Annotated in this window: 8 protein-coding genes; 7 read left to right on the plus strand and 1 reads right to left on the minus strand. The window is 69.3% G+C overall.

The annotated features are described in order from the left end of the window. The first annotated feature begins 199 nt into the window (after positions 1–199). From ASG53_RS05365 to ASG53_RS05385, 5 genes are all read left to right on the plus strand, one after another. Positions 200–4,147 carry a PQQ-dependent sugar dehydrogenase gene (locus ASG53_RS05365; protein ID WP_082543803.1) on the plus strand — a complete coding sequence of 1,316 codons (3,948 nt, stop codon included), beginning with the start codon at positions 200–202 and terminating at the stop codon, positions 4,145–4,147. Positions 4,148–4,293: 146 nt separating this feature from the next. Next, positions 4,294–4,917: a hypothetical protein gene (locus ASG53_RS05370; protein ID WP_056129434.1), complete on the plus strand. Its 624-nt coding sequence runs from the start codon at positions 4,294–4,296 to the stop codon at positions 4,915–4,917. A 57-nt stretch (positions 4,918–4,974) separates the two neighbouring features. After that, positions 4,975–6,066: a hypothetical protein gene (locus ASG53_RS05375; RefSeq protein WP_056129436.1), complete on the plus strand. Its 1,092-nt coding sequence runs from the start codon at positions 4,975–4,977 to the stop codon at positions 6,064–6,066. A gap of 147 nt (positions 6,067–6,213) precedes the next feature. Next, positions 6,214–7,470 carry a flavin monoamine oxidase family protein gene (locus ASG53_RS05380; protein WP_056129438.1) on the plus strand — a complete coding sequence of 419 codons (1,257 nt, stop codon included), beginning with the start codon at positions 6,214–6,216 and terminating at the stop codon, positions 7,468–7,470. A 5-nt stretch (positions 7,471–7,475) separates the two neighbouring features. Then, positions 7,476–9,263, plus strand: coding sequence for a cryptochrome/photolyase family protein (locus ASG53_RS05385; RefSeq protein WP_235533839.1), 1,788 nt, complete (start codon positions 7,476–7,478; stop codon positions 9,261–9,263). 64 nt (positions 9,264–9,327) lie between these two features. Here ASG53_RS05385 and ASG53_RS05390 read toward each other — a convergent pair whose 3' ends face one another. Continuing rightward, positions 9,328–10,173 carry a GTP pyrophosphokinase gene (locus tag ASG53_RS05390; RefSeq protein ID WP_082543804.1) on the minus strand — a complete coding sequence of 282 codons (846 nt, stop codon included), beginning with the start codon at positions 10,171–10,173 and terminating at the stop codon, positions 9,328–9,330. Positions 10,174–10,729: 556 nt separating this feature from the next. Here ASG53_RS05390 and ASG53_RS05395 point away from each other — a divergent pair. After that, complete coding sequence (locus ASG53_RS05395; protein WP_056129441.1) at positions 10,730–12,544, plus strand: ABC transporter family substrate-binding protein; 1,815 nt, start codon at positions 10,730–10,732, stop codon at positions 12,542–12,544. Between the two features lie 223 nt (positions 12,545–12,767). Continuing rightward, positions 12,768–14,285 (plus strand): ABC transporter permease, encoded by a 1,518-nt coding sequence (locus ASG53_RS05400; RefSeq protein ID WP_056129445.1) that lies wholly within the window; start codon positions 12,768–12,770, stop codon positions 14,283–14,285. Positions 14,286–14,317 lie beyond the last annotated feature (32 nt).

Genomic DNA, 14,317 nt, shown 5'->3' on the forward strand with positions numbered 1-14,317 from the left:
GACCCGAGGACGCACAGGTGCTCTGACGTGCACGGACGTCCCGTAGCGCCGTGAGGGCTGTCGGCTCGTCAGAGCGCAGGCGCTCTCGGCCAATGTGGAAAGCGTTTCCCCCAATTGTGCTCAGACCATTGCCACGTGCCTGGGTGCGTGCCAGGGTGAGCATGCCTGAAAGCGCTTCCCAATGACGAGGAGCCAGACAATGACGTCAGCACGCACCCGATCGGCGCGCCGCAGAGCGGCCGTCGCCATCCTTCTCTCAGCGGTCCTCGGGGCTCTGCCCCTGGCAGCCCCGGCCGGTGCCGCACCGGCCCCCGACGACCCCGGTGGCCCACCGCCACCGACGACCTCCGCAGGATTCACCGAGCACCTGGACTTCGAGCAGTACACCCCCGGTGCGCTCGACGGGCAGGACGGCTGGACCGCCAGCCCGGCGACGGCCGTCGTGCCCGACCCGCTCAACGGCAACAACTTCGTGCTCACCCAGAGCGGCCCCAGCATCCGGGCCTTCCGCGAGGTCCCGGCGATCGCTGACGGCGAGACCGGCACGCTGTTCTTCCGCATGCTCCGCAGTGGCAAGGTCGACACCTCCTTCGGGCTCACCGACGTCGACGCGCCGAGCACCACCAGCCACAGCCGCGCCTACGTCAACCACCAGAACGACGACGTGCTGCGCGTCCGCGACGGCGGAGCCTTCGCCACCGCGGGCAGCTGGTCGCCCGACGTCTGGCAGTGCGTGTGGATCGTGGCGGACAACGCGACCGACACCGTCGCCGTCTACAGCCAGGGTGGCCCCTACGCCGAGCAGACCCGCCTCCCCGCCGGCTCCGAGACCCAGCTCGGGTTCCGGCAGGCCGTGAGCGGTTCCCTCGACAGGTTCTACTGGGTCAACGGGACGCCCAACCCGGGGACGCAGTACCTCGACGACGTCGCGGTCGACACCGCCGGTGCGAACCTCGCCGTCCCGAGCGGCAACCCTGCGGACTGCGAGGTCGGCGAGGTGCCCTCAGAGCCGCTCCTCAACCCTCTGCCCGACCCGACGCCCTCCGAGCTGGGGATCGAGGTCGAAGAGCTCGTCCAGCTCCCGGCCTCCTCGACCACCCCGGCAGCGAGCGACCCGCGGCTGATCCGGCACAACCGGATCACGCACCTCGACGAGGTCCCCGACGGCTCGGGCCGCCTCGCCGTGCCGGACATGAACGCCGTGCTCTACATGGTCGACAAGGAGACGGGGGAGTACGTGCCCTATCTCGACGTCCGTGCGCAGTTCCTCGACACCTTCCACAACCACGCAGGCCTGGGCACAGGGCTCGGTTTTGTCGAGCACCACCCGGACTACGCCACCAACGGCATCTTCTACACGGTCCACACCGAGGCAGGGGCCGCGCTCACCCAGGACACGCCGGACTTCCCAGGGTTCGGGGCGACCAACTTCCACAGCGTCATCACCGAGTGGACGGCCGACGACCCGGCGGCGACGACCTTCGCGGGCACCAGCCGCGAGGTGATGCGGGTGCCCTTCAACGGCCGCGTGCACACGGTCCAGCAGCTGGCCTTCAACCCGACTGTCGCCCCCGGCGACGCCGACTACGGGAAGCTCTACGTCCTCGTCGGTGACGGCGGCAACGGGGTCGGCAACGACAACCCGCAGGACCTCGCGACACCCCAGGGCACGATCTTGCGCATCGACCCTCTCGGCGACGACAGCGCCAACGGGCAGTACGGGATCCCCGCGGACAACCCCTTCGTAGGGACCGCCGGCGCTCTCGGCGAGATCTACGCCGTCGGCATGCGCGACCCGCACAGGATCAGCTGGGACACCGGCGGCGAGCACACGATGTACCTCGGGCACATCGGCGAGTGGCAGGTCGAGTCGGTCTACGCCGTCGAGGCGGGCGACAACTTCGGCTGGTCGGACCGTGAGGGGCCCTTCGTGGCCGAGAACCGTCAGATCTTCCCGCTCCCGGCCGACGACGCCGAGCAGCACGACTTCACCTACCCCGTCGCGGCATACGACCACAACCGTGATCCCGGCCAGACCGGGGACGCGGGTGTCGCCCTCAACGGTGGTTTCGTCTACCGCGGGGCGATCCCCGAGCTCCAGGGCAAGTACCTCTTCACCGACCTGGTGCGCGGCTGGGTGCTGTCGACCGAGGAGGACGAGATGGTCCGGGGCGACGGCGACCCTGCAGGTCTTGCCGAGATCTCCCAGCTCAAGGTCTTCGTCGACGGCGTCGAGACGACCTTCGCCGACCTCGTCGGTGACACCCGGGTCGACCTGCGCTTCGGGTCCGACGCCGACGGCGAGCTCTATCTCGTCTCCAAGGCCGACGGCCGGGTCTGGACCGTGACGGGAGCCCGCACGGGCGACCCGGTGCCGGTCCAGCCCTCCGTGCTGCCCGAGCTCGCCCCGAGCCTCGTGGCCCACTACACCTTCGACCACCCTGTCGAGGGCGACCTGACGAAGGAGCTCGACCAGGGCTTCTCCGGTACCACGATCGACCTGGTCAACGGAGGCCGAGAGATGCGGGTGACCGACCGCGCCTACCCGGGCGCAGGCCGTGCGCTCCAGACGCAGCAGCTCAGCGCGACGGCTGCGTCCAACGACGACTGGAAGGCAGGGGTCTACGACCCTGAGGGTGTCGACACGCTGCGGCCCTTTGCCGGGGCCGACGAGACCACGATCATGGGCTGGTTCAAGCCCACGGGCGAGATGCCCGCGCTCAACTCGAGCACCGCCGACCCGGCCGACCGCTACAACGCGATCGGTCTGGCAGGCATCCTCACAGGGACCTCCGACGGGCACGCGGTCCGCACGCTGCTCGAGGTCATCAACGTGAACGGCGAGCCGAAGGTCGTCGGCCTGGCCCGCCGGGTCGACACCGGCGCCTCGTGGACCTACGCGGCGAACCTGCCCTGGGACGAGATCCTGGAGCGGGGGGAGTGGGTGCACCTCACGGCGACCTTCGACTTCGTGAACGGGTCGATGGCGTTGTACATGAACGGTCAGCCGCTCGAGGGGACGTACACCTCGGCGACCAACCCGTGGGGCCCGGGCAGCGCCTCGGAGTCCGACCCGCGCGGCATCAAGATCGGCGGCAGCTTCCCGCAGAACACCCGGGAGTCCAACCCCTGCGACTGCCGGATGGACGACCTGATGTTCCTCGACTCCGCGGTGTCGGCCGACCAGGTCGCGGCGCAGTTCGACAGGTACGCAGCAGAACCCGTCGTCAGCGTCCCGCCGCCGTCCTGCACCCCGGCCGGTGTCGTCCTGACCGACGTCATGGGGGCCGAGAGCTGGACGCCGCGCACGCCGTCGAAGTGGCAGCTCCCGGGCGAGGAGATCATCCTCGCCGAGGCGGGGACCAACCCGGACGACGGCATCCGCCGACCCTTCGAGTACGCGGTCCTCACCGAGGGCCCCGTCCTCGGGTCGGTCGACATCCAGGCGGAGGTCAGGCTCGACGAGCCCGTCTCCGTCAACAACCGGGACGTGATCGTGGTCTTCGGCTACACCTCGGACACGCAGTACTACTACGCGCACCTGTCGCAGGACAACACGATCTACCCGCACAACGGGATCTTCAAGGTCGACGGCAAGGACCGCGAACGCATCGACGACCAGTGGGACGGCGCGGTCGGTGCACCCCCGGCGGTGACCGACGACGAGTTCCACGCGGTCCGGGTGGTGCACTGCGCGGACACCGGGGAGATGGCCGTCTACCTCGACGGTCTCGAGAGGCCGTTGCTCACGGCGACCGACACGACCTTCACCTCGGGGCGTGTGGGCTTCGGGTCCTTCGACAACGTCGGCCGGATGCGTGGCCTCACGGTGACGGGCACCCCCGTCGCCGAGCGTGAGCTCGAGATCGCCGTCGAGGCGGTCCCGAGGTGCCTCGGAGCCTCTGCGGTCGTCGCGGTGTCGGCGACCAACGCCGACGTCGTGCCCTTCGGAGTGGTGACCCTGGCGACCCCCTCGGGGACTCGAGAGTTCGCGTCCCTCGAGGTCGGCAGGCGGGCCTACACCTCCTTCGCCGTCCGAGGCTCGTCGCTCCCGGCCGGGACGGCGACGGTGACGGCCACGGCCGTCGTCGACGGTCACGAGATCACGTCAGAGGAGTCCGTTCCCTACGACGCGATCACCTGCTAGGACCGCTGGGCCCGGCCGGTGCCGCCGGCCGGGCCCAGCGGGACCCAGCCCTGCCGAGGGAGGCCGCCCAGATGCCTTGTCGCGCCACAGGCCTTCCTCCGCCTCCTGCACTCTCTCGACCGACACCTCCGACAGGAAGCAGACCCATGTCTCGTCTCTCTCGCGCCGGCGCGATCGCAGCGCTCGGCTCAGCATCCCTCCTCCTGGCGTCGACAGCCGTCGCCGCCCCTGACCCCGCCCCCGGACCCGTCGACGAGGGCGGCGTGCCGCTGCTGGTCGAGGTCACCGACCAGGGCGCCCTGGCCATGACCGTCGACACCAGCCCTGTCGCGCTGACCGAGTCGGGCTCGGACAGCGACGTCCGGCAGTTCACAGGTGTCCTGCCGACAGTCACCGTGACCGACACCCGCACCACGAGCGAGGAGGGTGTCGCCTGGGCTGTCGTGGGGGACACCTCCGACTTCGAGGCCGTCGACTCCGGCTCGGTGATCTCCGGGACGTACCTCGGGTGGGCGCCACGCCTGGTGAGCACCCCGCCTGACGACGACGGGTCGGTGGTCGAGGGTGTTCCGGTGGCCTCCGAGGCCGACGACGGCACGGGTGTGGTCGGCGGCTACGACCTCCTGGTGTCGACCTTCGACTCCTCCGACGCCCGCGAGTTCGGGGCGTCGTGGGAGGCGTCGGCCGACCTCGCCCTGAGGGTCCCCGTCGTCGAGGCGCCCCCAGGCTCCTACAGCGCGACGCTGACCCTCTCGCTCTTCGAAGGCTGACCGACCGTGGGCGGGGCTGCCGACGGCGCCCCGCCCACTGCTCCCGAAGGAGGTCCCGTGACCGCGTCCCCCGGCTCCCGCACCGACGCCGTGCGGCTGCGCGCTGCCGTCGCCCGGCTGCTCGCCGTCCTCACCCTGGTGATCGTGACCGCAGCTCTCGGTCCGGTGCCACCTGCGGGGGCGTCGGCCCCGGACCCCGCCTCGCAGGTCTCCTGGTCTGTCTCGCCGGCCAGCGCCGAGGGACCTGACGGGCGCCGGACCATCGACGTCGCCGTGCCCCCGGGCGGGTCAGTCCAGGAGCACGTCCTGGTGCGCAACCTCAGCGAGCACGCGGTGACCTTCGACATCACCGCCAACGACGGCTATCTCACAGCCTCGGGACGATTCGACATGCGGCCCAGGTCCCACGCCCCGGTCGAGGCCGGTGCGTGGGTCGACGTGGTGAGCACCCTCGAGCTCGAGGCCGGCGCCAGTGCTGTCGTCCCCGTCCTGCTCCAGGTCCCCGCCGACGCGACCCCGGGGGACTACTCGGCGGGTGTCGCGGCCAGCGTGGTCACGAGCGCCGACGGCCTCGTCTCGACCGAGCACCGTGTCGGTGTACGGGTGGACGTCAGGGTCGCTGGCGACCTCGCCCCGGCGCTCGCGCTCGACGACCTCGAGGCGCACTACGTGCAGTCCTGGAACCCCTTCGCCCCGGGTACGGTGACGGTCTCGTCGACCGTGGCCAACACCGGCAACGTCAGGCTGCGCAGCGAGGTCAGCTCGAGCATCGCCCCGTGGACTGGGTCCGCCCTGAGCGTCGCCACGCAGACGCCCGACCTGTCGCCAGGCGCGCAGACGCCTGTCGTCGTCACCACCGAGAGGGTCTGGCCCCTCGGCCCGCTGCGGACGACGGTCGCGTTGCACCCTGCAGCAGACACCGAGGTCGCTGCAGGTGCAGATGACATCGCCCCTGTCGTGCAGACCTTCACCACCTGGGCGCTCCCCGTGCCCCAGCTCCTCGTGGGGCTCGGCGCGCTCGTGGTGGTGCTCGCGCTGCGGTCAGCAGTCCGCGGTCGACGCCGTCGGCTGGCCCTCCTGATCGCCGAGGCGAAGCAGGCGGGGATCGCCGAGGCCGCCGGGCGTCACGGCGCGGTCGGAGACGCCTGAGACGGCACCTGGGCACCTGGGCACCCAGCCGTCGGCGTCCTGCGCCGTCGCCCTCTCGCCTCCCTCCCGACCTCGGTCGCGGCGCACGTCCCGGTTGCCCTACCGACAGGCCCGGGCGAGACTTGCCCCTCATCAGGAGGGAACCCTATGGACACGGATGTCGTCGTCGTCGGCGCAGGTCTCGCAGGTCTCCAGAGCGCCCGACGCCTGGAGCGGCTCGGTCTGCGGGTGACGGTCCTCGAGGCCGGTGACGCCGTCGGCGGCAGGGTCCGCACCGACAGGGTCGACGGGTTCCTCTGCGACCGTGGCTTCCAGGTGCTCAACCCCTCCTACCCGGCCGTGCGGGACTGGATCGACGTCTCGTCCCTCGCGCTCCAGACTTTCGGTGTCGGCGTCGTGGTGCGCACAGGTGAGACCAGGACGACCCTCGCCCACCCGCTCCGGCACCCGCAGCACGCCCTCGGGACCGTGCTCAGCGATCTCACGCCGGTCTCGGACCTCGTCGCGCTCGCCCGGTGGCTCGGACCCACGCTCCTGCACGCCAGGGCTGCCTTCCGCTCGACACCGGACCTGCCGCTCCGGGAGTCCTTCGACGAGGTCGGTCTCACCGGCCGCCTGCGCCGCGACGTCCTCGACACCTTCCTCGCCGGGGTCCTCGCCGACAGCACCGGCAGCACGTCCGCAGGCTTCGTCAGGCTGCTCATGCGCTCCTTCGTCCTCGCTGCCCCCGGCCTCCCGCGCGAGGGCATGCAGGCGATGCCCGAGCAGATGGCCACCTGGCTCAGCGAGCCGGTCCGGCTCGGCACCCCGGCCCGCGAGCTGCGGGAGACCTCGGACGGGGTCGCCGTCTCGACAGACCAGGGGACGCTCCGCGCCCGTGCAGCGGTCGTCGCGGTCGGTCCGCAGGACGTCGCCTCTCTGGTGGACGTCCCAGCCCCCGTCACGCACGGGCTGACCACCTGGTGGTTCCGCACGCCCGAGGTCCCGCGGGCCAGCCCCTTCATCGTCCTCGACGCCTCGCGCCCCGGCGGGGGACCGGCCGGCCCGGTCTGGAACACCGCTGTGGTCTCCGAGGCCGCCCCGTCGCACGCGCCGCCCGGTGAGCACCTGGTCCAGGCGACCACGCTGCTCGACCGACCCGACGGCCGCGCGAGCGAGGCCGACGTCCTCCGCGACCTCGCGCGGATCTACGGGACGTCGACCGAAGGGTGGGAGGTGCTGGTCCACCACGTCGTCGAGCACACGCTGCCCGCGCAGCCGCCGCCGCTGCGAGACCGACGCCCACGCTGGACGGGAGACCGCGTGCTGGTCGCCGGCGACCACCAGGCCACAGGGTCGATCCAAGGGGCGCTGCTCTCGGGCGACCGCGCCGGCCACGCTGTCGCGAGCCGACTGCGCCCGTGACCGCGGTGCCACCCCCGACACCGCACCCGAACCCGACGCCGCGCCCGGCCCAGAAGCCACCTCTGAAGCCGGCGCCACTGCCGCACCTGCGTCTCGTCCTGCCGCACCAGCTCTTCGACGAGCACCTCGACGCCGGTCCAGGCACGGTCTTCGTGGTGGTCGAGCACGACCTGCTCTTCAGGCAGTACAGGTTCCACTCCCACAAGCTGGTGCTGCACCGCGCGTCGACGGAGCGCTTCGCGGCACGCCTGCGGGCGCGCGGCCACGAGGTCCGCACGCTGCGCAGCGACGCCGGTCGGAGCTCCCATGACCAGCTCTGCGCCCTCGTGCGTGACCTGTCCCCGATCCAGGTGACCTTCTTCGACGTGGTCGACGACTGGATGGAGCGTGACCTCCGGTCCGCGCTCGCGGACGGCGGGTACACGCTCCATACCGACGACGTGCTCGAGACCCCGAGCTTCCTCACCGACCGCGCCCAGGTCGACACGTGGTTCGCAGGCAACGCCCCGCGCATGCAGGACTTCTACGTGTGGCAGCGCCGCAGGCTCGACGTCCTGCTCGACGGCGACCATCCCGTCGGCGGCAGGTGGTCCTTCGACGCCGACAACCGCAAGAAGCTCCCGCGCGGCTACGTGCCCCACGCGGTCGGCCGCTTCGCACGCCATCCCGTCCTGCGCGACGAAGGCACCTTCGACCTCGAGTCGCTCTTCGACGACCCAGCCGACGACGCAGCCGACGACCCAGCCGTCGACCCGGCCGTCGACCCGGCCGTCGACCCTGCTGGCGGCCACGACGGCGATCACCGTCACGGTCGCAGCTCCCGAGATGGCAGCGGTCGCGACGGTGCCACGCGACCCCAGGAGGTCGACGACGCGATCGCCTGGGTGGCCGCAGAGTTCCCCGACGCCCCGGGCGACCCACAGCTCTTCGCCTGGCCCACGAGCGCCGACGAGGCACGCGCACACCTGGACGAGTTCGTCCGCGAGCGTCTGCACGACTTCGGCCCCTACGAAGACGCGATCTCGACCGAGCACCCCTTCATCGCGCACAGCCTGCTGACCGCGTCGCTCAACATCGGTCTGCTCGACCCTCGCGACGTCCTGCAGGCGGTGCTCGACGGCGCCGACGAGAGCACGCCGCTCGCCTCGGTCGAAGGATTCGTCAGGCAGCTCATCGGGTGGCGCGAGTACATGCGGGCGACGTACCGCGTCTACGGCCGCCGCATGCGGACGTCCAACCACCTCGGCCACACCCACGCCCTCGGCGACGGCTGGTGGGACGCCACGACGGGCCTGGAACCCGTGGACCTGGTGATCTCCAGGGTCCTCGCGACGGGCTACGCCCACCACATCGAGCGGCTCATGGTGCTGGGCAACGCCATGTCGCTCCTGCGGGTCGACCCTGACGAGGTCTACCTGTGGTTCATGGAGATGTTCATCGACGCCTATGACTGGGTGATGGTCCCCAACGTCTACGCGATGAGCCAGTTCGCGGCCGGGACGGCGATCACCACCAAGCCCTACGTCTCGGGCAGCAGCTATCTGCGGAAGATGTCAGACCTGCCGCCGGGGGAGTGGCGGGCGGACTGGGACGGGCTCTACTGGGCCTTCGTCGAGGACCACCGCCCGGTCTTCGAGGCCAACCACCGCGCGACGGTGGTCGTCGCCCTCCTCGACAGGATGGCCCCGACGACCCTCCGCGAGCACCGACGGCGTGCGGGCGCTCTGCTCGAGCCGGCAGCCGGGGCGTCCCGGCTGCTCCGGACTCAGCCACCTGACCCGTCCTCAGGATGAGCCTGGCCGACTGGGCCAGCGGCCCCGCGCCACGGTGAGGCTCGCCGGCTACGGCGCCTTCGGGCTACGTCCCCGTCTCGCGCCCGATCTGCTGGAACAGCGTCTGGAGCAGCTCGGCGGGAACAGCCTCGAGCGCGCTGGACGGTTCTGACGTCTCGGCGGCGCTCGTGTGCGGGAGGCGGCTGACCTCCTGGTGCAGGCGTTCCATCTTGACGTCGAGCCGGTTCGCGACAGTCGCCGCGTCGCGCAGCTCGTCGAGCAGGGTCTGCGGCACGTCGCCGTCGTACTTGTAGTAGATCTTGTGCTCGAGGCTCGCCCAGAAGTCCATCGCGATGGTGCGGATCTGGATCTCGACCTTGACGTGCTCGACCCGGTCCGACAAGAACACGGGCACCTGGACGATCAGGTGCAGGCTCTTGTAGCCGTTCTCCTTCGGGTGGGCGATGTAGTCCTTGACCTCGACGACTGTGACGTCCTCCTGCGACATGAGCATGTCGCGGATCGTGTACGTGTCGGCGATGAAGCTGCACGTGATCCGGATCCCGGCGATGTCGAAGATCTGCTCGCGGATCGCGTCGACGCGCAGCGGGCAGCCCTTGCGGACCGCCTTGGCGAGGATGCCCTCGGGGGACTTCAGCCGAGAGCTCACGTGCTCGATCGGGTTGTAGTCGTGCACGTAGCTGAACTCGTCCTTGAGGATGTTCACCTTGGTGAGCATCTCCTCGAGGCCGAACTGGTACGCCATGACGAAGCGGGTCAGCTCGTCGCGCGCGGCGACCAGGGCGCCGCGCTGGTCCGGCGAGAGCCGTGCGAAGGACTGCGCGACCGGCTCGGCGAGGGGGCCGCTGCCGACCGTCGGCGGGGGGAACCCTGGGGAGAGGCGATCGGCCTCGTGCGCGTCGGCGCTCATCTGTCGTCGTGCTCCTGTCGGTCCGAGGTCGGGGCGACCTCGTCGGTCGAGATGTCCCGGCACCTCCCGAGACTAGTCGTCGCCCGGCGCTGGGCGTGGGACCGCTCGTGACGACTGTGTGGAGGACGTAGGACGACCCTGCAGATCGGGGGTGCGAGGAGCGGCGTCGTCGACGGGTGAGCAATGACCAGATCGTGTCGTCTCGCGCGGTTGACACGATTTCAGCGCTCTTGTCACCTTAAAAAGGCATGCGGGAACGCTCGTGAGGGCTGTAGTGGTGCTTGGGTCCCGGTTCAGTGTCTCTGAAAACGTTGAGATACCAACGTGCACAGCGTCCACGGTCCACATTGTGAACGGCAGATGACCAATGTTACCGAGCAGTATCAACTCGGTAACGATCAGCCTTTATGGGTGAGATTCGTTCGAGTGGTCGACATCACGTAGGTAACTTTCTCGTACACACGATCCCCAGACCAGCCGCATCCCCCCGGTCGTCCCGGCAGGGGTGAGACGTGTCGCAGGCCCACGGGTATCTCGCATCCTTCGAGGAGGAACATTGAAGATCAGGCGCACTCACGCCACGGTCGCGATGCTGGCCACGGGCGCTCTCGTGCTCGCCGGCTGCACGTCGTCCGACGACTCTGACGACGCCCCCAGCGCGTCGTCGTCGAGCACCGGTGGCTCTGCCGAGCCGACCAGCACCGGCAAGGAAGACCTCGGCGAGGTCGTCACGGCTGACGACTCGATCTCCTACAGCCTCGGTGGTGAGGAGTGGCTCGGGTACAACGGCAACACGCCGGAGACGTACTCGACCTACAACTCTGTGGTCAACGACCGCATCTTCGGCAGCTTCATGTACTTCGGCACCGACGGCGCCATCTACCAGGACGAGGACTACGGCACCTTCAAGCTGACGTCCGAAGACCCGATGTCGGTCGAGTACACCCTCAACGACGCGGCGGTCTGGTCTGACGGCACGCCCATCGCGTACGAGGACTACCTCCTCGACTGGGCCGCCCAGTCCATGACGGACGGCGTCGACGACGAGGGCAACCCCGTCCCGCTGTTCAACAGCGTCTCCGGCCTCGAGTTCGGCGGCCGCGTGCTCGAGGGCCCGCAGGGTGAGATCGGCGGCAAGACCTTCACGTACGACTACGAGAGCCCGTACCCCGACTACCAGCTCCAGGTGACCAGCGCCTTCCCCGCGCACATCGCCGCCGAGCAGGGTGGCCTCACGGTCGAGCAGCTCGTCGAGGCCATCAAGGCCAAGGACGTCGAGACGCTCCGCCCCGTGGCCGAGTTCTGGAACACCGGATGGCTCTCCCCGACGCCGGGCGAGCTGCCCGACGAGGCGATCCGTCCGTCCTCCGGCCCGTACAAGCTGTCCTCCTGGACCGCGGGCGAGTCGATCACCCTCGAGGCCAACGAGAACTACTGGGGTACCCCGCCCGCGACCAAGACGCTCGTCTACCGCTTCGTGGCCCCTGAGGCCATGGTGCAGGCCCTGCAGAACGGTGACCTCAACGTCATCGAGCCGCAGGCCACGGTCGACACCGTCGCCCAGCTCGAGGGCATCGGCGACTCCGTCACCCTCGAGACCGGGCAGTCCCTCACGTGGGAGCACCTGGACTTCAACTTCAACAACGGTGTCTTCGCCGACAACCTCGCGCTCCGTGAGGCCTTCGCCATGTGCGTGCCGCGCCAGCAGATCGTCGACAACCTGGTCAAGCCTGTCGACCCTGAGGCTGTCGTCATGAACGCCCGCGAGGTCTTCCCGTTCCAGGAGCGCTACTCCGAGCTCCTCGAGACCTCCTACGACGGTCGCTACGACGAGGTCGACATCGACGGTGCCAAGGCCAAGATCGAAGAGGCCGGCGTGACCGGACCGATCGACGTCCGCATCGGCTACTCCGCTCCGAACCAGCGCCGCACCGAGCAGGTCGCCCTCATCAAGTCCAGCTGCGACGAGGCCGGCTTCAACGTGACCGACGCGGGCAACGAGGACTTCTTCGCACCCGGCGGCACGCTCGAGCGCGGTGACTACGAGGTCGCCCTCTTCGCCTGGGCCGGATCGGGCCAGATCGTCTCGGGTCAGAACATCTACTCCTCGACAGGCGCTCAGAACTACGGCGGGTTCTCCAACGCCGAGGTCGACGCAGCGTGGGAGGCCCTCGCGACCACCCTCGACGAGGACGAGCAGTTCACCCAGATCCAGACCATCGAGAAGCTGCTCTGGGACAACCTGTACGGCATCCCGGTCTTCGCGCACCCCGGTGTGAGCGCCTTCGACTCGACGCTCTCGAACGTCCGCCGCACGGCGACGCAGAACACCGTCGCGTGGAACGCCGAGCAGTGGGTCCGCGCGTCCTGAGACCGCAGCACCACAGGGACCTGACCTCGGTGAGGTCCCGGTGGTCAGGCGCTACGAGCGCCTGACCACCGCACCGGCTGGGGTGGGGGCTCACCGCCTCCACCCCAGCTTTTTGTGAGCCAGAAGCCTCTCGGTCATGGCACTATGAAGGAGTTTTGTGGCTCGACGCGTGCGGTGCGCGCGCCCAGGTCACCGCTCCCAATGGAACTTGAAGGGTTAGTTCGTGACCAAGTTCATCCTGCGTCGACTAGGACAGTCACTCCTCGTCCTGCTCGGCGGCTCACTGTTGCTCTACGTCCTGGTGATCAACTCGGGAGACCCCCTCAAGGACCTCCGCGAGAGCAACGCGAAGAACCGCGAGTACCTCATCCAGCAGCGCACCTCGTTCATGGGGCTCGACGAGCCCTGGTACGCGCGGTACTGGGACTGGCTCCGCGGTGTGTCCAAGTGCTTCACGCTCAACTGCGACCTCGGGACCAACCGTTCCGGCACAGACGTCACAGCCCTCCTCGGCAACGCCGTCGCCTCGACCCTCCGACTCGTGATCCTCGCAACGGTGCTCGCGATCATCATCGGTGTGCTCGTCGGGATCATGACGGCCATCCGCCAGTACTCGGGCTTCGACTACGTCGTGACCTTCATGGCCTTCCTCTTCTACTCCCTCCCCGTGTTCTGGGTCGCGGTCCTGCTCAAGGAGTACGGCGCGATCAGGTTCAACGACTGGATCGTCGAACCGACCTTCTCACCCGTGCAGATCATCATCACCGCGCTGGTCATAGGCTTCGCGCTGCAGGGGATCCTCGGTGGTGACCGCAAGCGGCGCCTGCTGACCGCAGGCACCGCGATCGTCTTCGTCGCGGCCGCGATGTTCTACTTCAGCGCAGTCGAGTGGTTCCGCCGCCCGGCCCTCGGCGTCGGCGTGGTCGTCCTCGTCGCGGCGGCCTTCGCGGTCGGCCTCACGGTCCTGATCGTCGGGCTCAGCAACCGCCGGGTGCTCTACGCGGGTCTCACCACCGTCGGTGCGGGCCTCGTCAGCTACTTCGTCACCATGCCGATCCTCGAAGACCCCTCGTGGGGGATCATCGCGGTCCTCGGTCTTGTCACCGTCGTGGTGGGCGCAGCCGTCGGCTGGTTCTGGGGCGGAGAGTCGCGTCGTCTCGCGATGACGGTCTCGATCTCGACAGCCGTGATGATGGGCATCCTCACGATCGCCGACCACGCGATCTCGAACTGGAGCGGCCTGCTCAAGCTCAAGCCGCGCCCGATCTCGACCATCGGCTCCGAGACCCCCAACCTCGTGGGGTCGTTCTGGGACACGTTCCTCGACCAGGGGACGCAGCTCATCCTGCCGACCATCGTCCTCACCCTCATCTCGGTCGCGTCGTACACCCGCTACACGCGCTCCTCGATGCTCGAGGTGATGAACCAGGACTACGTCCGCACAGCACGGTCCAAGGGGCTCTCCGAGCGGGTGGTCATCGTCAAGCACGCCTTCCGCAACGCGCTCATCCCGATCACGACCATCGTGGCCTTCGACTTCGCAGGTCTCATCGGCGGCGCCGTCATCACCGAGAAGGTCTTCGGCTGGAAGGGCATGGGTGAGCTGTTCCAGACCGGCCTGTCCAACGTCGACCCGGCCCCTGTCATGGCTTTCTTCCTCGTGACGGGCACCGCGGCGATCGTCATGAACCTCGTCGCCGACCTTGCGTACGCGGCCCTCGACCCGCGGATCAGGAGGTGACGGCCATGACCAGCACGACCGTCTCCACCCTG

The organism is Sanguibacter sp. Leaf3 (genome assembly GCF_001425965.1).
In the GTDB taxonomy this organism is placed as follows: domain Bacteria; phylum Actinomycetota; class Actinomycetes; order Actinomycetales; family Cellulomonadaceae; genus Sanguibacter; species Sanguibacter inulinus.